18 protein-coding genes are annotated in these 19,738 nt (G+C 42.5%); 10 read left to right on the top strand and 8 right to left on the bottom strand.

All coding sequences use genetic code 11. The annotated features are described in order from the left end of the window. Positions 1 to 24: 24 nt before the first annotated feature. The gene (locus ACLFKQ_RS05220; RefSeq protein WP_448998802.1) at positions 25 to 693 is read right to left on the bottom strand and encodes a pentapeptide repeat-containing protein; all 669 of its coding nucleotides are present in this window, start codon (positions 691 to 693) and stop codon (positions 25 to 27) included. Positions 694 to 733: 40 nt separating this feature from the next. Further along, positions 734 to 1,258, bottom strand: coding sequence for a pentapeptide repeat-containing protein (locus ACLFKQ_RS05215; protein WP_448998801.1), 525 nt, complete (start codon positions 1,256 to 1,258; stop codon positions 734 to 736). A gap of 180 nt (positions 1,259 to 1,438) precedes the next feature. Here ACLFKQ_RS05215 and ACLFKQ_RS05210 point away from each other — a divergent pair, with 180 nt between their 5' ends. From ACLFKQ_RS05210 to ACLFKQ_RS05195, 4 genes are all read left to right on the top strand, one after another. Further along, positions 1,439 to 2,674: an ABC exporter membrane fusion protein gene (locus tag ACLFKQ_RS05210; RefSeq protein ID WP_448999459.1), complete on the top strand. Its 1,236-nt coding sequence runs from the start codon at positions 1,439 to 1,441 to the stop codon at positions 2,672 to 2,674. 94 nt (positions 2,675 to 2,768) lie between these two features. Continuing rightward, a complete protein-coding gene (gene devC, locus ACLFKQ_RS05205) occupies positions 2,769 to 3,938 on the top strand; it encodes an ABC transporter permease DevC (protein WP_448998800.1) in 1,170 nt (389 codons plus the stop codon). A gap of 16 nt (positions 3,939 to 3,954) precedes the next feature. After that, positions 3,955 to 4,716, top strand: a complete 762-nt coding sequence (locus ACLFKQ_RS05200; protein ID WP_448998799.1) for a class I SAM-dependent methyltransferase — start codon at positions 3,955 to 3,957, stop codon at positions 4,714 to 4,716. A gap of 91 nt (positions 4,717 to 4,807) precedes the next feature. Continuing rightward, positions 4,808 to 5,509 (top strand): DevA family ABC transporter ATP-binding protein, encoded by a 702-nt coding sequence (locus ACLFKQ_RS05195; protein WP_448998798.1) that lies wholly within the window; start codon positions 4,808 to 4,810, stop codon positions 5,507 to 5,509. A 7-nt stretch (positions 5,510 to 5,516) separates the two neighbouring features. Here the strand turns inward: ACLFKQ_RS05195 and pstA are convergent, their stop codons facing one another. Further along, complete coding sequence (pstA, locus tag ACLFKQ_RS05190) at positions 5,517 to 6,416, bottom strand: phosphate ABC transporter permease PstA (protein ID WP_448998797.1); 900 nt, start codon at positions 6,414 to 6,416, stop codon at positions 5,517 to 5,519. A 28-nt stretch (positions 6,417 to 6,444) separates the two neighbouring features. Next, entirely contained in the window at positions 6,445 to 7,347 is a 903-nt protein-coding gene (gene pstC / locus ACLFKQ_RS05185; RefSeq protein ID WP_448998796.1) for a phosphate ABC transporter permease subunit PstC, read from the bottom strand. Between the two features lie 266 nt (positions 7,348 to 7,613). On the opposite strand from pstC, the gene ACLFKQ_RS05180 reads away from it, so the two are divergent. Beyond that, positions 7,614 to 8,798: a baeRF7 domain-containing protein gene (locus tag ACLFKQ_RS05180; RefSeq protein WP_448998795.1), complete on the top strand. Its 1,185-nt coding sequence runs from the start codon at positions 7,614 to 7,616 to the stop codon at positions 8,796 to 8,798. Between the two features lie 154 nt (positions 8,799 to 8,952). Here the strand turns inward: ACLFKQ_RS05180 and ACLFKQ_RS05175 are convergent, their stop codons facing one another. Continuing rightward, on the bottom strand, positions 8,953 to 10,047 hold the full coding sequence (locus ACLFKQ_RS05175) for a calcium/sodium antiporter (RefSeq protein ID WP_448998794.1): 1,095 nt from the start codon (positions 10,045 to 10,047) through the stop codon (positions 8,953 to 8,955). A gap of 236 nt (positions 10,048 to 10,283) precedes the next feature. Between ACLFKQ_RS05175 and ACLFKQ_RS05170 the strand changes: the two genes are divergently transcribed. Beyond that, on the top strand, positions 10,284 to 11,510 hold the full coding sequence (locus ACLFKQ_RS05170) for an acetate/propionate family kinase (RefSeq protein WP_448998793.1): 1,227 nt from the start codon (positions 10,284 to 10,286) through the stop codon (positions 11,508 to 11,510). Positions 11,511 to 11,513: 3 nt separating this feature from the next. On the opposite strand, the gene ACLFKQ_RS05165 is transcribed toward ACLFKQ_RS05170, so the two are convergent. After that, a complete protein-coding gene (locus ACLFKQ_RS05165) occupies positions 11,514 to 11,990 on the bottom strand; it encodes a Tic20 family protein (RefSeq protein ID WP_448998792.1) in 477 nt (158 codons plus the stop codon). 59 nt (positions 11,991 to 12,049) lie between these two features. On the opposite strand from ACLFKQ_RS05165, the gene ACLFKQ_RS05160 reads away from it, so the two are divergent. Both ACLFKQ_RS05160 and pyk read left to right on the top strand, forming a co-directional pair. After that, positions 12,050 to 13,231: a transaldolase gene (locus tag ACLFKQ_RS05160; protein ID WP_448998791.1), complete on the top strand. Its 1,182-nt coding sequence runs from the start codon at positions 12,050 to 12,052 to the stop codon at positions 13,229 to 13,231. Between the two features lie 184 nt (positions 13,232 to 13,415). Beyond that, positions 13,416 to 14,846: a pyruvate kinase gene (gene pyk, locus ACLFKQ_RS05155; RefSeq protein WP_448998790.1), complete on the top strand. Its 1,431-nt coding sequence runs from the start codon at positions 13,416 to 13,418 to the stop codon at positions 14,844 to 14,846. Positions 14,847 to 14,880: 34 nt separating this feature from the next. Here the strand turns inward: pyk and ACLFKQ_RS05150 are convergent, their stop codons facing one another. Then, a complete protein-coding gene (locus ACLFKQ_RS05150; protein WP_448998789.1) occupies positions 14,881 to 17,175 on the bottom strand; it encodes a GAF domain-containing protein in 2,295 nt (764 codons plus the stop codon). Positions 17,176 to 17,403: 228 nt separating this feature from the next. Between ACLFKQ_RS05150 and ACLFKQ_RS05145 the strand changes: the two genes are divergently transcribed. Together ACLFKQ_RS05145 and ACLFKQ_RS05140 are read left to right on the top strand one after the other, a co-directional pair. Then, entirely contained in the window at positions 17,404 to 17,970 is a 567-nt protein-coding gene (locus ACLFKQ_RS05145; RefSeq protein ID WP_448998788.1) for a GNAT family N-acetyltransferase, read from the top strand. A gap of 95 nt (positions 17,971 to 18,065) precedes the next feature. Then, positions 18,066 to 18,524: a hypothetical protein gene (locus ACLFKQ_RS05140; RefSeq protein WP_448998787.1), complete on the top strand. Its 459-nt coding sequence runs from the start codon at positions 18,066 to 18,068 to the stop codon at positions 18,522 to 18,524. A gap of 12 nt (positions 18,525 to 18,536) precedes the next feature. Here the strand turns inward: ACLFKQ_RS05140 and dxr are convergent, their stop codons facing one another. Continuing rightward, positions 18,537 to 19,700, bottom strand: coding sequence for a 1-deoxy-D-xylulose-5-phosphate reductoisomerase (gene dxr / locus ACLFKQ_RS05135; RefSeq protein ID WP_448998786.1), 1,164 nt, complete (start codon positions 19,698 to 19,700; stop codon positions 18,537 to 18,539). Positions 19,701 to 19,738 lie beyond the last annotated feature (38 nt).

Below are 19,738 nucleotides of genomic sequence, written 5' to 3'. Positions count from 1 at the left end.
AGATTAAAGGGTTATATGATAGAACTAAACGATGATAATTTCATTCTTTAATTCCTGTAAGGTTTCCTGACTTAGATTGGCTCGATGCAAATTGGCTAGTTTTAAATTTGCTCCGGTTAAATTAGCACTACTCAAATTAGCTTCAACCAAAATGGCTTCATAGAGATTAGCTTGAGAAAGATTAGCTCCAACTAAATTGGCTCCTGCTAAGTTGGCTCCACTCAAATCTGCTTCTACTAAGCTAACGCTACTCAAGTTGGCATTGCGAAGATTGGCTTCGGTAAGGATAGCATTTAAAAAAGCACCGCTAAAATTAGCTCCTTTTAGAGATGCCAGACTCAAATTCGCACCGCTTAAATTGGTACCGCTCAGATTACCGCCATTGAGTGTAATTTCCTGTAGGCTGGCATTAGCTAGTTTGGCACCCCCTAAATTTGCGCCAATTAAGTCAGCATCACGGAGATTAGCACCAACTAAGTTAGCACCACTCAGGTTAGCGCCGATTAGATTGGCTTTAATTAAATCTGCATCGGATAAATCTGCACCACTCAAATTGGCACCAATGAGATTGGCATTTTGTAAATTAATTTCCTTGAGATTAGCGCGATATAGACAGACTCCATTAAGATTGGCACCGGCAAAGTTTCTCACTCCTGCGGCATATTTTTCTAGTAACTCGCTTATATCTGTCATTGTTCTTTCCCTCTTGCTGTAAGTTTTTTAATTTCTTCGCTCAAACTGCGAGCGCCTTATCTGGGATGATTGCGCCTTCTAAATTTGCGCCTCTTAAATTGGTATGAGTCATCATCGCACCAGTTAAATCTGCCTTGCGTAAATCGGTACCGTAAAGATTTGCTCCCCGTAAGTCGGCACCCTGTAAATTAGCTTCAATCAGATTTGCTCCTGCAAGGATTGCACCTTGAAGATTGGCATTGGTTAAATTAGTTCGTTGTAACCAAGTACCAGTTAGTATGGCTTCAGTCAGTTGGCTATGAGATAAATTTGCTCCTTGAAGATTCGCACCACTAAAATTGACGACGATCGAGATGGCACCATTCAAATCTGCTTCTCTAAGATCGCTCAAGATTAGAAATGCACCGCTAAGATTGGCGTTTTTCAGGATGGCACGGGACAAATCAGCGCGAATCAAATTAATCCCACTAAGCTTTGCGCCGGTTAAGTTAGCTCCACTCAACTCGGCATTGCTGAAATCGCGATCGCCTGCGGCATATCTAGTTAATAAAGTATCTATATCCATTTTTCCATTTTTCGGCTAATGGTTAGTGGTTATTGGTTAGTAGTTAGTGGCTACTAAACCCTCACAAGTTCTTCAAGTTATTTTTCTAGAACTATGAATATAAACCGATTGGATATGGCAGGGACGAAACGAGTCTGAAGAGTAATTATCTACTTTCAATATATTCTTTGTTAGATGAATATGGAAGTTGTACGATACAAAAAGTCAACAAATCCACCTCCTCAGGAAAAATCGCAGCTATTAGCTAAGAAAAAGCTCAATTCTTGGTTAATCGGGATCGTAGCCCTCGCGGCTTTGGGAGGAGGAATGACTTACTGGTATCACGCTCAAAAATCCACACCAACTATCGAGCCAGAACCGATTACCGAGCTAGCACCGATAGCGGTAACGGCTTTAGGTAGATTGGAACCAGAAGGAGAAGTGATTAAACTTTCGGTAGCTAATGCTCAAGATAGTCGTGTCAATGAGTTACTGGTAGAAGAAGGCGATCGCGTTACTGCCAAACAGTTAATTGCTACTCTACAAGGATTAGACCAAAAACAAGCAGAACTTGCCGAAGCCAAGAAAAATCTAGCAATTTATCGAGCCAAATTGACCCAAATTCAGGCAGGAGAAGGCAAACAAGCCGAAATATCTGCACAAAAAGCCCTAATTAGCCGCCTAAAAGCTCAATTAAGCACCGAAACTATCGAAAGGGAGGCAGAAATAGCCGAGGCTCAAGCTGAATTGAAAAATGCCCAAATCAACTACCAACGCTATCAAACCCTCTATCGAGATGGAGCAGTTAGTCGAGCAGATTTAGACGATCGCCAGGAACTATATCATCGAGCGCAAGCTCAATTAAATCGGCTAGAAGCCAAGCTAGAAAACACGGTGTCAACTTTACAAGAACAAATTGCTCGGGAACGAGCCATGCTCGACAAGTTAACCGAAGTTCGTCCTGTAGATTTAGCAGTAGTTAGAGCCGAAGTGGATTATGCGATAGCCACAGTCAACAGAATTGAATCCGAACTAGAAGACTATTACGTGCGCGTACCCATAGACGGTCAAATTCTCAAGATCAATACCCACGTTGGCGAACAAGTTAACACCAGTGAAGGGATTGTCGAACTAGGTAGAACTAGCCAGATGTATGCGATCGCTGAAGTTTATGAAACCGATGTCGGCAAAGTAAAAGTAGGAAAGCGAGCCACTGTCATCAGCGAACATGGAGGCTTTGAAGGAACACTACAAGGAACGGTAGAAGATATCGGCTTACAAATTAAAAAACAAGACGTACTAGAATCCGATCCTGCCGCCGATAAAGATGCCAGAGTTGTGGAAGTAAAAATACGCCTCGATCCCGAAGACAGTAACCAAGTGGCGGGACTGACCTACTTACAAGTAAGAGTTCGCATCGATTTGGATAGTGGTTAGTTGTTCGTCGAATCGTAAGTAGCCGTTAAGTTTTAGAGTTAAATCTTCTTCTTTTTAAGTTAATAGATATACGACTGTATACTCTCTAATAACTATGCTTTTAAAAAAATTTACCAAAGAACCTCCTTTAGGTTGGGCGCAATTAAGTCATCAACGAGTGCGTTTGTTAGTCGCAGTGGCAGGAATTGCCTTTGCAGATATCTTAATTTTCATGCAGCTTGGCTTTTATAACAGCATTTTTGGGGGAGTAACTCGTCTTCACGAACATCTCAATGGAGATTTATTTTTAGTTAGTTCGCGGGCTAAATTTTTAGATGACGGTCAAACTTTTTCTCGTCGCCATTTATATCAAGCTGCTGCGGTAGAAGGTGTTGCCTCAGCTAGCCCTTTTTACTATTCCCATGCAGGTTGGGTCAATCCTTGGAATAAAAAAGTAACTAATGTTGCTATTCTCGCTTTCGATCCCGCTCGTCCCGTGTTAAATTTGCCCGAAGTCAACCAACAGCTAGACCGAATCAAATTACCAGATAAAGTATTAGTAGATCGCCGAGCCAGACCAGACTTAGGTCCAATTGCCGAAACTTTCGCTCGCGGAGAAACCATCACTACAGAAATATCAGAACGCAGGATTAGCGTTAGCGGAATGTTTACTTTCGGTAGCACTCTGTTTGTGGAAGGATATTTAATTACTAGCGACTGGAATTACCTTCGATTATACGGTGCAGATAGTATTGAGAATTTAAAAGTCGGGGTGCTGAGTGTAAAATCCGAGCAGAATTTATCGACAGTCAAGCAACAAGTTCGGGCTAGTTTACCTCGTGAGGTTGCAGTAATGACTCATCAAGAGTTTATTGAAGCCGAAAAAGAATTTTGGGATAAAAATCACCCTGCAGGAACGATTTTTAACTTTGGTGTAGCAATGGGTTTTGTGGTTGGGGTAGTAATTGTCTATCAAGTTTTATTTGCCGACGTTAACGACCATTTAGCCGAATACGCTACCCTCAAAGCGATGGGATATCCAGATAAAAGCTTGCTCGCTATAGTTTTTCAAGAAGCAGTTATCCTCGCCGTATTGGGTTTTTTACCCGGTTTCAGTGTTTCTCTGGGAATGTATGGCTTGCTGGAAACTCTAACTAAGATGCCCTTAGCCATGCAATCTCAGGTAGCTTTGAGAGTATTTTTCCTCACAGTTACCATGTGTCTGGCTTCTGGTGCGATCGCCATTCGCAAACTCCAATCTGCCGATCCTGCGGAGATATTTTAGAGGAGGATAAAACAAGATGAAACAATGGTATGAAGAATTATTTGAAGACTACGGTAAAAAATACGATCGCGAGAGTTTCGTGCAAGGAACAATTGGAGAATGTAATTTTATCGAACAAGAAATCAACTACGATCGAACTACCCGAATCTTAGATATTGGATGTGGAACTGGAAGACATTCTATTGAGTTAGCAAAAAGAGGATATACCGTTACAGGAATCGATCTATCCGAATCTCTTTTAAACAGAGCAAAAGAAAAGGCATCTGCACAGAATTTATCAATTAATTTCGAACGACAAGACGCGAGAAAACTGATTTTTTTTGATGAATTTGATTTAGTAATTATGCTTTGTGAGGGAGCTTTTTCTTTAATGGAAACGGATGAGATGAATTTTCAAATTCTTCGCAATGCAACTAATGCTTTAAAGTCCAATGGAAAATTAATATTTACTACTTTAAATGGATTATTTCCTTTGTTTCATTCTGTGCAAGAATTTTTCGCTTCAGCAAGTCAAGAAGGAAATGCTAAATATATTAATAATTCATTTGATTTAATGACATTTCGCGATCGCCATACTATCCAGATTGAAGACGATTTCGGTAACACCAAAGAATTAAAATGCAACGAACGTTATTATGTTCCATCGGAAATCACCTGGCTTCTAAAAACACTCAATTTTAAAGTTATTGACATATTCGGAGCAAAACTTGCTGCTTTTAGTCGCAATGACCGATTAACAACTGAAGACTATGAAATGTTAGTAATAGCCGAAAAATAACCTCTAAATAACAAAAATTTGAGAAAGTTGTGAAAAAAATTTTTATTCGTGTCATTTTACTTAGTACTCGACAATTAACTAAACACTAACCATGACCCCTACTTCAGTTATCACCATTCGCCATCTCGATCATGCTTTTGGTAAGGGAGAATTACGCAAACCCGTATTGTTTGATGTAAATTTAGATATTTTTGCCGGTGAGATCGTGATTATGACTGGTCCTTCGGGAAGTGGTAAAACCACCTTATTAACTTTGATTGGGGGTTTACGTTCCGTACAGTCAGGCAGCGTTAAAGTTTTAGGACGAGAATTGTATGGTGCGGGTAAAAATGAATTGGTTGAAGTTCGCCATCAAATCGGTTTTATCTTTCAATCTCACAACTTACTATCTTGTCTGACAGTAGAACAAAATGTACGAATGTCTCTCAGACTACATCGAGATATTGCTTTCGAACGACGTAGCGTCATGACTCAGGACATCCTCGAAGCAGTAGGCTTAGAAGATAAATTAAATTTTTATCCCGGTAACCTTTCTGGAGGACAGCAACAACGAGTAGCGATCGCCCGCGCTTTAGTCAGTCAGCCGCAGTTGGTTTTGGCAGATGAACCGACCGCCGCACTAGACAGTAAATCTGGTCGTAATGTCGTCGAAATCATGCAGCAGCTGGCTAAAGAAAGGGGTTGCACCATTCTTTTGGTAACTCATGACAACCGTATTTTAGACATTGCCGATCGCATCATACATATGGAAGATGGTCGATTGGCAAGAGATACAGCTTTAGTTAATCGTTGACAGGTTTTTAATAAGTTCGCTGAGAAGTAGCAATTCGGGAAATAATGCTGGTAACTAATACTAGTAACACCAGAATAAACGCTGCTGCCCAAGCCAACTCCTGCTGATTTTGGAAAGGGACGATCGCAAAATTGTAAACTAATACCGACAAAGATGCGGTAGGCTCCATTAAGAGATTATCCCAGTTAGGCCAAAATTGAGTAAATAGAGCCGTAAAAATTAGCGGGGCGGTTTCTCCTGCTGCCCGCGCTACAGCTAGGGTGATTCCCGTAATAATTGCCGGAATTGCTGCAGGTAATACTATTTTTAGAACAGTTTGGTATCGATTGGCTCCTACCCCTACTGCCGCTTGCCGAACTTCTTGGGGCACTAGCTTTAATGATTCGTCGGTGGTGCGAACGATAATCGGTAACATTAAAACTGCCAGGGCAAATCCGCCAGCCCAGGCAGAATAAGACCCGGTGGTTAGAACGATTACACCATAAGCAAATACTCCAATAATAATTGAAGGAACGCCGCTGAGAACGTTAGTAGCAAAACGAATCCACTCAGCAAGCTTACCTTGACTAAACTCAGAGAGATAAATTGCTGCCATAATCCCAATAGGAACGCTAATTAACCCTCCAATTGCCACCATGATGATAGTACCGACAAGGGCATTGCCAAAACCTCCTCCTTCTACTAATGGAGGTGGTGGTAATTCGACAAATACTGCGGGACGTAAGGAGGCAATCCCCTTAGTCAATAGATAAGCCAAAATGATAAATAGAGGTATGAGAGCTAAAACTGTAAACAGTCCGGCAATACCGCTCATAATCAATCCAAATAGGGTTCTTGGTGATGAGGGATTGCGTTTGAGGGTAGCCGGGTCGAAGCTAGGCTGTTTGCTAATAAATTCGGTAGTCATGTTGCTTAATTTATCGATTTAGATTAACTTAAATTTTCTGTAGCCTGGTCACAATTAACTGTGCCAAAACGTTTACTACTAAAGTAATTAGAAACAAAATTAGGGCGGCGTACATTAATGCCGATACCTGTAAGCCACTGGCTTCGGCAAATTGATTGGCAAGTAGAGAAGCAACCGTATTAGAAGGCTCGAAAACCGATAAACTAACTCTGTTGGAGTTACCGATTAACATCGTCACCGCCATAGTTTCTCCTAACGCGCGACCCAGTGCCAACATGATCCCACCGATAATTCCTGAAGAGGCTGCCGGGATGATGATTCTTAAAATTGCTTCCCAACGAGTTGCACCCAAGCCAACTGCTGCCTGGCGTAACCCAATGTCAACGTTGATAATCGAATCGCGAGAGATCGCGGTAATTGTGGGTAAAATCATTACCGATAAAATCAGTGCTGCAGGTAGCATTCCCGGTCCTGTAAGGGGGCTGATGTTCTTAAGAAAGGGAATCAAGACGAAAATGCCCCATAAACCATATACCACACTAGGAACCGCCGCTAGCAACTCTACTAAGAACACGATCGCTCTCTGGAATTTGGGGGGCAGATAGTCTTCGCTGAGAAAAATCGCTACTCCCAAACCTATAGGTACGGAGATTAATAAGGCGATCGCCGAACTGATAATCGTACCGTAAATGGCAGGCCAAACTCCATATTCTTGATTGACCGGATTCCAACTGCTAGTAGCTAAAAAACCCAAACCGAATTCTCGGATGGCAGGCATAGCTTGTAAAAAAACTTGAATCGTAATCCAGACGAGAACGCCCGCAACTGCTAGAGCGAAAATTTGTGCCGCTAGATAGAAACCTTTATCTAGGGATCTCTCCGCCATTGGAGTCTTGCCAATAATTTTATTAATATCCACAATCGTTGCCATATTTAGAATTTATTCTTATAGTTTAAATTTTTTGGTTATTAGTAGTTATATACACCATGTAGATTAAATCAAGGTAAAGACAGGCTGGCACCAGTGGAAGTTAAGCAGTTGACCGAAATTTCCTTATTTGAGTAATGAGTTACTAACACTAGCTCGAGGTATACAATAAATTCCTTACCTTAGAAGGATGTCAGCTGGAAAAAATTGTTCTGACAATAAAGTAATTAAACCTAAAAAAATATAAACATTAAGGAATAACATAATTTATGACCCTATTGTCAAAATCTGAATTAGAAAATTTATTGTCCGAAACCAGTAAACCTTGCATTAGTATCTATATGCCAGCCGAAAAAGCTGGTGCAGAAACTCGTCAAAATCCAATTCGTTTCAAAAATTTAATCGGTCAGGCTGAAGAACAGTTAGTCGAGCTTGGGTTAAGGGATAGCGATGTCAACGAGCTGTTGCAAGAAGCTAGAGCGACAATGGATAATTACGATTTTTGGCAGCATCAAGATGAAGGTTTGGCAGTATTTATCGCTCCTGAAACTCTACGTTATTATCGTTTGCCATATAACTTCGCCGAATTGGTAGTTGTCGGCAATCGTCCCCATCTCAAACCATTGCTACCGGTAATTACCAGAAACAGTAGATTTTACCTTTTGGCACTGTCGCAAAATCAAGTTAAACTTTTCCAAGGCAATCACTACAGTATTAAAGAGCTAGAATTGCCTCAAGGAGTACCAGACAGTTTGGCAGAAGCCCTTAAATACGACGACCCCGAAAAACAGCTACAATTTCACAGTACCGATAGTAGCGGTTCTAAGCCGACGTTTCACGGACAGGGTGTAGGTACTACAGAAGACAAAGAAGGTATTCGACGTTTCTTGTTGGCGATAGACAAAGGCTTGCAGGATCTGCTTAATGAAGAAAAAATCCCTTTAATTCTGGCAGGAGCTAATTTTCTGTTACCGATCTACCATGAAGTCAATTCATACAGTAATTTATTGGAGTCTGGAATAGAGGGCAATCCCGAACATATCAAACCAGAAGAACTGCACCGCCAAGCATGGCAAATTATCGAACCGCATTTAGCAGCAGAACGTCAGGAGGCGATCGCTCAATTCCACGAATCTCTCAACGCTCAGCAAGCCAGCGCACAGCTCGAAAAAATTGTTTCTGCTGCCTATAACGGACAAGTAGACACGCTGCTAATTGCTGCTGACGCTCAACAATGGGGTAAATTCGACCCACAAGCTAATAGAATCGAACTTCACGCCGAACATGAAGATGAAGACATTGACTTACTAGATTATGCGGCGATGCATACCTTTTTACAGAGTGGCAAGGTTTATATTTTAGAGTCAGACAAAATGCCAGAAAAGAGTTCGATCGCGGCAATCTTTCGCTATCCCGTTTACGATACTCAAACTAGTCGAGTGGCTGAAGTTTAAAATTGATCGTCAGCGATCGTTTGGGGCAATTTCTACAGTGATGGAATCTAGAATTGCTCCATTGCTCGATCGATTTTTTAGTTTTTTTCAATGCTTGTAAACTTCGATCGATGCTGAATTCAAACAAAATAATACGATCGTGTATGTAACTAAGCTAGCCAGTTTTTTTACGTCGAGAATGCCTTTCTCTGATCGCGATCGTCACTAGAGTAATTACCGTGATCGGAATCACAAAAGCGAGCATTACCGTTCTGTAAACTGGCAGACCTTCATAATTGGTCGCATCCATGATTAGATAACTAATATAGGCAAGATAGTAAAGTACGAACATCAGACCTTCCCAGCGATCGAGACGATAGCCAGAATAGAAAATTGGCAAACAAGCAAAAGCTACCGCAATCGCTACGGGAGCATTAACTTCAAGTACTGTTTCGGAAAATTCAATTCCGTTGGGGGCAACTATGCCTGCTATTCCCAAAACTGCCAAAATATTAAAGATATTACTGCCCAAAACATTCCCTACAGCAATATCTCGTTCGCCACGAATACTGGCAATTACCGAGGTAGCAAGTTCTGGTAAAGAAGTGCCAAAAGCGACAATCGTCAAGCCAACTATTAGCTCACTAACTCCTAAACTTGTAGCAATATTAGTAGCCGAATCTACCAGCAAACGAGAACCAAATACCAACAACGCCGAACCGCCAATGATGTAGGCGAGATTTCTCGACCAGGCAACAAAAGAATTATCGCTAGGTAAACCATATTCGCGGGTAAATTCATCTGAATCTAAATCTTTTTGTTTGCTGCTTTGGTAGATTAAAGAAAAAGTATAGAGTAAGCCGCCGACAAAGAGGATAATACCGTCCATTCTGCCGAGTTTGCCATCGAGTCCAAATATAAGCAACAAAATTGATATCCCAATCATAATTGGCACGTCAGAACGAATTACTTGTCTGGAAACTATTAACGGTGCCACCAAAGCCGACAACCCTAGAATTAACAAAATATTGCAAATATTACTGCCAAGAACATTGCCGAGCGCAATATCTGATTGTCCGGCGAAACTGGAAATGATGCTTACTGCCATTTCTGGCGCACTCGTACCGTAAGCGACGACAGTCAAACCAATAATTAGAGGAGGGATTCGCAATACGATTGCCAATCTTGATGCTCCTTTAACCAATATTTCCGCACCAATTACCAGCAGTACGAAACCAGCTACTAAAGTTAAAATTGCGATCGAACTCATAAAAAATAAACCGAGGGTTTAATCGATATTACCAGGCTAACTCCTCGAAAGAAACATCTTACTTTCAAAGCGATCGCTCCTGTTTATCGCTTTAACTGCGCGATTTTAACCTCATTCGATCGCCAATTCAATAATTATCCGCTCTCAACAGCATCTCTATCTCTCGACAATTATCTTCGCTCCCGTATGCCATTAAACTAAAAGTCTTCTCATGCCGAGCGAGTCGAGGATCGAATATGAAAATTTTGGTTTTAAATGCAGGTTCTAGCAGTCAAAAAAGCTCTCTCTATCAGTTAGACAAGCTACCGACAACGGCACCCGAACCAATCTGGGAAGGCAAGATCGATTGGACTGGGGCTAGTTCGGGAGGAATTTTAAAAACAGAAACTGCTACAGCTAGCAGTGAAATTAACTTAGAATTGCGAGACGATCGTGCTGCGATCGCCAGAATGTTGGATAACTTAATTCAGGGTGATACTAAAATCGAGAGTCTAGAACAAATCGATGTAGTCGGACATCGGGTAGTCCATGGAGGAGCCGACTATACTCGAGCTACCCTAATTACCGCTGAAGTCAAACAAGCGATCGCCGAGTTGATTCCTCTGGCACCAGAACACAACCCCGCTCATTTAACGGGAATTGAAGCAATAACGGCAAAATTACCAGATATCCCTCAAGTGGCAGTATTCGATACGGCGTTTCATACGCAGATGCCTTTAGTAGCTAAGGTTTATCCCCTACCCTATCAGTTTTACCAGCAAGGGATTCGTCGCTATGGTTTTCACGGCACCAGTCATCGTTACTGCGCTCATCGGGCAGCACAAATTTTAGATCGACCATTGGAAGCTCTAAAAATTATCACCTGTCACTTAGGAAATGGTTGTTCTCTGGCGGCAATTGCTAACGGCAAGAGTATCGACACCACGATGGGTTTCACTCCCCTAGAAGGCTTGATGATGGGTACCCGTAGCGGCTCGCTCGATCCGGGAATCTTAATCTATCTACTCCAAGAACGGGGCTATGATGGCGATCGCCTCAATAGGATGCTGAATGAAGAGTCGGGATTGAAGGGAGTATCGGGGATTTCTAACGATATGCCCCAAATTGTCCGGGCAATGAGCGAAAATAACCAGCAAGCCAAACTAGCCCATGACCTTTACGTTCATCGCTTGCGCCAGGGTATTGCGGCAATGGCGGCATCTCTAGAGGGTTTAGATGTATTGGTTTTTACGGCAGGAGTAGGAGAAAATCAGGTATTAGTAAGAGAAAGAGCTTGTCAGGGTTTTGAATATATGGGTTTAAAGTTGGATAAAGCTAAAAATCAGGCAGGAGTTATGGCAGAAGACATCGCTGCTGCCGAGTCCCGAGTAAGAATATTAACTATACCGACCAACGAAGATTGGGCGATCGCTTCTGAATGCTGGCAACTGATTGAAGATCGAGAGAAGCGATCGTCAGATTAGTCCTTAGCGAATTTGAGAGGAAACTGCCTCCGAAAGAGCGGGAATTTCAGCATAAAATCCCCGCACTGACTGGATGATGCCATAAAACCCAATAACTACAGCACCGATAAAAATGGTGTTGTTGAGAGTTTCAGTTATCAAACTCTGCGCGCCAAAACCAGAACTCAAAATATTCATAATCAAGTTACAGACAATCAGCAAAATATCCAGCATAATTACCTGCATGGTATTAAAGCGAATGAAGTAACTGATATTTTGATTTCTGACCACCGCAAACCACAAGGCAAAGAAAATTATCAATCCGGCAAAAGGCAAACTATAGTAAATGGTAATTAAAGGAGCAAAGGGGGCATAGATAATACCGAGAAAGGGAAATTGTTTGAGTAGCAATAACCCAAACGGTAAAGCGTAAATCAGAGGAAGTAAATAAACGAGTGCCGCAAAAATACGGTCTTTAACTTCTACTTCGGGATTGGTCATGGTTATTTTATAAAGTAAAACACATATTCAGTCTATCGTTAAAAAACTAGGAAAGATAAATGGCTCGAACTCTATTAGAACAACTGCGTGAAATGACCGTCGTGGTCGCCGATACTGGAGATATCCAGGCAATCAAAACCTTTACCCCCCAAGATGCCACTACCAACCCTTCTCTAATTACTGCCGCTGCCCAAATGCCACAGTATCAAGAGATCGTCGATAGCACTCTCCAACAAGCTCGTCAAGAGTTGGGTCGAAATGCCCCTACCACCGATGTAGTAACTTTAGCGTTCGAGCGTCTGGCGATCGCTTTTGGCTTGAAAATCTTAGAAATAATTCCCGGGCGAGTTTCTACTGAAGTCGATGCCAGGCTATCTTACGACACCGAAGCTACTCTTGAAAAAGCGCGATTTTTAATTTCCGAATACGAAGCCGCTGGCGTTAGTCGCGATCGCATTTTAATCAAAATTGCTTCTACCTGGGAAGGAATTAAAGCTGCCGAAATTTTGGAAAAAGAAGGCATTCACTGCAACCTAACCTTACTATTCGGACTCCATCAAGCGATCGCCTGTGCCGAAGCTAACGTCACTTTGATTTCTCCCTTTGTCGGTAGAATTCTCGACTGGTATAAGAGTAAAACTGGCAAAGAAAGCTACCCCGCTGCTGAAGATCCCGGGGTACTTTCGGTAACCGAAATCTACAATTACTACAAAAAATTTGGCTATAAAACTGAAGTTATGGGGGCGAGCTTCCGCAACATCGAAGAAATCATGGAAATTGCCGGTTGCGACTTACTGACTATTTCGCCCAAGCTCTTAAAAGAGCTAGATTCACAAACAGGGGACTTACCCCGCAAACTATCTCCCGAAACTGCAGCCAAACGAGAGATCGAAAAAATCACCATCGACAAAGCTACCTTCGACAAGATGCATACCGCCGATGAAATGGCATCGGAAAAACTCCAAGAAGGCATCGAAGGCTTTACCAAAGCTTTAGTGGCTCTCGAAAAACTCTTAGCCGCCAGACTTGCCAACATTGAAGGAGAAGCGACTCTCTCCAATGCTGCCGAAAATATCTTTCACGTATACGATCTCGACGGCGATGGCTTTATTACCAGAGAAGAATGGGCGGGTACGGATGCGGTATTCGATGCCCTCGATAAGAACCACGATGGTAAGATTACTCCCGAAGAAATGGCAGCAGGCTTAGGGGCGGCGCATCACTTAGTAGCAGCAAGTTAAATAAGCTATTTAGCTCTTAGCAGTTTTATTATCTAAAAGAGCGCTCGAGAAAAAGGCATTAGACCCTAGGATTTCTCTACTAAAGACTAATGAGTTGCTAAATCCCATTGAAGAACCTAGAGTCTAGTGCTTAGTGCCTAGATCGACCAAAATGTATCTTTTCTGACCGAGAATTGCTATAACTATGAAATTAGACCGCCGTACTAAAATCGTAGCCACAATCGGTCCTGCTAGTAGTTCCCCTGAGATTATCGAGCAGATGGTGTTAGCGGGGATGAATGTAGCTAGGCTGAATTTTTCCCATGGCAGCTACGACGACCACGCCAGAATGGTAGCTTTATTGCGATCGGTATCCCGAGAACTCAGAACTCCAATTACTATTCTACAAGATTTGCAAGGACCAAAAATTCGCGTCGGTCAGTTACCAGAAGGTTCGGTTTTTTTACAAAAGGGAACGGAAATAACTTTAGTATTCGTGGATGAGTTCGAGCAACTACCCAATACCATACCGATTGATTATCCCCACCTCCCAAGAGAAGCGCGGTCTGGAGCGCAAATACTTTTAGACGATGGTTTACTAGAGTTAACTGTAGAGTCGCTCCGAGATAATGCTGTGGTTTGTCAGGTAGTTGAAGGAGGTATTCTTAAAAGCCGTAAAGGAGTCAATCTGCCCAGTCTCAACTTAAGTCTGCCCTCGATGACTAGTAAAGATGAACGAGACTTGGAATTTGGCTTATCTCAAAATATCGACTGGGTATCTCTCAGCTTTGTTCGCCATGGAAAAGACCTCCGCCTGCTCAAGGAATTTTTAGCTACCAGAGGACGCACCGACATACCCGTAATGGCAAAAATTGAAAAACCCCAGGCGATCGCTAACTTAGACGAAATTATCGCTGAATGCGATGGTTTGATGGTAGCACGGGGTGACTTGGGAGTAGAAATGAGTCCCGAAAAAGTTCCCGCACTGCAAAAGGACATCATTCGCAAGTGCAATCTCAAGAATATTCCCGTAATTACCGCCACCCAAATGCTCGATAGCATGATCGACAATTCCCGTCCTACTCGCGCCGAGGCTAGCGATGTTGCCAATGCCATTATCGACGGTACCGATGCGGTAATGCTTTCGGGAGAATCAGCGATTGGAAAATATCCCGTCAAAGCCGTGAGAATGCTGGCAAAAATTGCCGCCAGTATCGAACCAGAAATTGAATTCGTAAATAATCCTCCCTCTCAGACCGATGAAACCCATGCCCTGAGCGAAGCCCTCAACGCGATCGATAAAACCCTTAAGCTACGCTGTATCGCAACTTTTACCACTACTGGTTACACGGCTTTAATTGCCTCTGGAGAACGTCCTAAAGTTCCTGTAGTCGCCTTCACACCTAATATTGAAGTCTATCACCGTCTGAACTTAATTTGGGGCATCGAACCAATCCATGTCGAAGAAGAGACAGAAACCTTTGAAGATTTGGTTCGACTAACCGAAACTCAATTGCGCGATCGCCATCTCGCTAGAACGGGAGATTTCGTCTTAATTATGGGCGGTATTCCCACGAGAAAACCCAAAGGTACGAATTTCCTGAAGATTCACACCATCGATGAAGATGTGCCCTAGGAGTGCCACAGTCATTAGATGAGTTTTTTAAACTTTAGTCCATTGCGATAGTTAAACTGGGAAAGTCTTTATTGATGCCTTTGAGTTTTAAAGTTTTTACCTGTTGAAACTTTAAGTCTTTAAGAGAGTCAGCTACAGTTTGCGAGATGACGATACTATTAGGAGCGGCAGCTTGTTCTAAGCGAGCGGCAATATTAACTACTCTGCCAATTGCGGTATAATCTTTCCTATGTTTTCCTCCAAACATCCCGACTAAGGCTCTACCCTGATGAATTCCACAGCGCATTTGTAGCCATTGTCGTTCGTCGATGGTCCGACTTCTGGTTTGCCATTGTATACCTAGCTGTTTTAAATAGGAATACATTTTTCTGGCTGTAGCGATCGCCCTTCGGGCTTGTTCTTCCCGAGATAAAGTTTCGGGTGCGCCGAATATCGCCATCAAGCCATCTCCTAAATATTTATCTATGGTTCCGCCATGCTCGAAGACAGCTTGACTCATTGCTTCTAGGTATTCGTTGAGCAATTTTGCCAACAAATAGCTTCCGATCTGACCAGACAAATTAGTGAACCCGACCAAATCGCAGAACAAGACTGTAATTCGACAGGGTTCGGGAGATAAATCTAGAGTTAATTTTCCCTGCGCTGCTTTGTTAACGATTGCCTCGGGTAAAAACCGCTTCAGTACGGATTCGGTAAGATAATTATTCAGTTTTTTGACTTTTTGTTCGCTCAGGCGCAGTTTTTCTGCTTGTTGCTTGGTAGTTTCATAAAGTTTAACCTGCTGTACGGCGATCGCCGCTTGTGAAGCCACGGCTTCGGCTAATTCTACCTCCGAACTACTCCAGCTACGAGAATTGTCTGATTGTCGCAGGGTAATACTGCCAATAATTTCATCTTCTAAAATTAACGGCACGATTAGTAAAGCCCTGGCCTTGGCGTGCCAAGGGAGTTCGTAGCGAGCAATATCTTGCTGTCGTTCTAAATCTTCCGAGCGAAATGATTTTTTAGTAGCCAAGATGGTCTGTAAAATTGGATTTTCTGCAATTGGAACCATTGATTTAGTAGCCTGTCGCTCGGCTAAATTATTCGGTTTGGTTACTTTAGCTTCGTGAGGATTGTATAAACCGACGCAGCGCACGAAGCGGTCGTGTTTTGTCCAGAGTGAGAGAGTGCAACCATCAACGTTTAAAGCCTGTCCCAACTCTTTGGCGATCGCGGCAAAGGTGATGCTCGGTTCTAAACTAGAGCGAATGGTGGCAGTAATGCGATTGATGGTGGTTTCTCTTTGGGCTAGGGTTTTAACCCGTTCGTAAGCTAAAACTTGAGAAATTGCTAGAGCTGCTTGTGAAGCCACGGCTTCGGCTAATTCTACCTCCGAACTACTCCAGCTACGAGAATTGTCTGATTGTCGCAGGGTAATACTACCAATGATTTCGTCTTCTACGATTAGGGGCACTACTAGCAAAGCTCTAGCTTTAGAATGCCAGGAAAGTTCGGCACGGGCGAGATCTTGCTGACGTTCTAAATCTTCCGAGAGTACTGGCTGTTTAGTTTGCAATAATTTTTGCAGAATCGGGTTTTCCGAGATTGGAACCAGAGAGCGGTCGGCTTGTTGATAATCGCCGCGATCGCTTTCGAGTTCGTGGGGATTGTATAATCCCACACAGCGGACGAAGCGGTCGTGTTTCGTCCAGAGCGAGAGAGTACAGCCATCAACATTTAAAGCCCGTCCTAGCTCTTTGACAATCGCTGCAAACATAGTGCGCGGTTCTAGACTAGAGCGAATAGTGGCGGTAATACGATTGATGGTGGTTTCTTTTTGTGCCAAAGCAAAGGCGCGATCGTAATTTAATACTTGAGCGATTACTAAAGATGCTTGAGTCGCCATCACCTCAGCCAGTTCAATTTCTCGCTCTTCCCAGTGTTTTTGTGGATAGCAGCGATGCAGCGTCAGAGAGCCAATTAGGTCTTGCTGATAAAATAGAGGTATGGTCAAACTGTGAGCGATCTGGGCTGCCAGACAGGCACGCTTTAGAGGATCGCTAGTTGCAGAAGATGGGAATTTATAGCTACTGATAATTAAATTATTAACAGCTTTTAATTCTTCTGTCGATCTTACCGTGAGCATGAGTAAATTCACGTGCTTTTTACTCATGCCCAATGGAGTTTGCTGATAGATAAAATATCGTTCTTTTCTTAACGCCAAATTGCTCAAATATAAAATAGCAATCTCGATCTCCAAAACCCGTGCGATCGTGTTGACAAGATTTTGACCGATACTTTCCCAAGAAAAGTTATTTGGCGATCGAAAATGTTCGCTTTGGAGCATTAGATTAATAAAAGTTTTGAGATAATAACAGTAATAAATATCGCCCGAATATTGGGATGTGTTTTCTTCAATTTAATTTCTCACTAACTGGAACGAAAACCCAATCAATTGGCGAGTACTAGCCATCACAGGCATAATATTATTGTTCCCAAACGAGTTGTAAAAGAAGCACGATGGCTCAATTGCCTAAATGAAGCAAGTTTCAAGCGTAATCCTAAGTTAATACTTTTGAAATCAATTAAGATTGCAGATACTAATTCCCAATTAATTATTCGTTCGGCTGAACTGGGCGACGCTCGTGCAGTAAGTGCAATTTTAGCAGATAGTTTTTATGAGCTTCCCCAGTTTCTAAGTTGGATCTATCCTTTTTTAGGATTTACTATTGCCGAAGATCTCCGTTATCGGATGCGTTCGGCTTCTCCTTATTATTGTTGTTTGGTAGCTGACTCTCGTTGCAATGGTAGATTGGCGATCGCTGCTACCATAGAAATTTCTTTGCGTTCGACATCTTTTTGGTCTGAGAGCGATCGCTTTCCCTACATTTCTAATTTGGCGGTCAAAAAAAACTATCGTCGTCAGGGAATAGCGAGTAAGCTATTGGCTAAATGCGAAGAAATTGCCTTAGACTGGGGATACCAAGAAATTTTGCTCCATGTTGTCGATACTAACTATTCTGCCAAACAGCTTTACTGTCAAAATGGATATCAGATACTTCAGATAAAACCCAACTGGGGTCAGTTTTGGGTTGGCAATCCTCCCCGCTTGCTACTCAAAAAAATCATCCAATCTGATTAAACATCCCAAATTTTCTGTATGTTTTGGGAAGGCAATGTTAACTTTAAAGCAATCCGATTCAATCTCAGACTGATGCTAAGAACGGGATTTTTATAGTGAAAGAGCCAAATCAACTCCACCATTTCTTTCAAACTGACAAAATTTTAGCTCAATTAAAAGCACGAGAATTGTTAATAGTCAATCCTCGTCGCAAAAATGGTTTAATTATCTGCAAAAAATATCATGCTGAATTTGCAGGTCCTGGAGCAGTTATAGGCGGACAATTCGATATCGATGCCGTCGATGTCGTTGCCGTCGGCAATATTTCTCTGATTTCTCCTCAAGATTCTCAAGCAAAAAAGCAGGCTTATAAAATGCGGCGACAATGGGTCAGATTGACTAAACAAATTACGGATAATCTCGTATCTACCGAGAGAGCGCAGATGATTCTTAATCAATTCGAACACTGGTTCGATAGCGAAACAGTTGCCAAGCTGCCCGACGAAGTTTTTGCCTTATTAGTAGGGGTTTTACCTCAAACCATTCGCAAAGTACGTAATAGCGAACTGCTCTAATAATCGCTTTAGTTAAAGTCCCTCGATTTCCATCACTGCCTGACGCGCCCATTTGTCTGCCTCTAAAATATCGGACAGGGTAGGACTAGAAGTATTGTGACTGGCAAAGCGATCGCCAACAGTTTCGATAATTCGCGCTATATCTAAAAACTCAATCTTTTCTGATAAAAATAAAGCTACCGTCTGTTCGTTAGCGGCATTTAATACTGCTGGCATCAAACCACCCGCTCTACCGGCAGCATAGGCTAACTGCATACAGGGATATTTTTGATGGTCTGGTTGACGAAAAGTCAAGTCTCCTGCTGCTACAAGATCGAACTGTTTCCAGTCAGTATAAATTCGTTCGGGATAAGAAAGAGCATAAAGTAGTGGCAAACGCATGTCAGGCCAACCCAACTGGGCTAAAACCGAGGTATCTTGAACTTCAATCAGCGAATGAATAATGCTCTGAGGATGAATGACAATATCGATGCGATCGTAATCTATATCAAATAAATAGTGGGCTTCAATAACTTCTAAACCTTTATTCATTAAAGTAGCCGAATCAATAGTGATTTTCTGACCCATCGACCAGTTGGGATGTTTGAGGGCATCGCTGACTGTAACCGAACTCAATTTCTCCACTGGTAGATCGCGAAATGCTCCTCCAGAAGCAGTTAGCATAATCCGTTGCAAGCCACCTTTGGGTACTCCTTGGAGACACTGAAATATTGCCGAGTGTTCGGAGTCGGCGGGTAAAAGTTTCACGTCGTGTTTTTCTACCAGGGGTAAAACTACAGGTGCGCCTGCAATTAAGGTTTCTTTGTTCGCCAGGGCAATATCTTTCCCTGCTTTGATCGCCGCAATGGTAGGTAACAAGCCAGCACAGCCCACAATACCCGTAACCACAGTTTCGGCATCTCCATAACTGGCAACCTCGGTCACTCCTCCTTCTCCTGCTAAAATTATCGGCGGTTGGGGATGGGAAGCGATCGCCTGATGTAATTCTGCTAACTTATTTTCGTTGCAAATTGCTACGATTTCGGGATTGAAAGCGCGAACTTGCTCGGCTAATAACTCAATATTATTACGGGCTGCCAATCCTACTACGCGGAATTTATCTGGATGTTGGGAGACGATCTCGAGAGTCTGAGTACCGATAGAACCAGTCGAGCCAAGAATAGTAATTGCTTTCACGATCTTTTTTTGAATTAGGTAGCCTTTTCTTCCACTAT

This window comes from Myxosarcina sp. GI1(2024) (genome assembly GCF_053543375.1).
The sequence above is the reverse complement of the archived record's forward strand: the minus strand, read 5'-3'. Positions and strand labels throughout refer to the sequence as shown.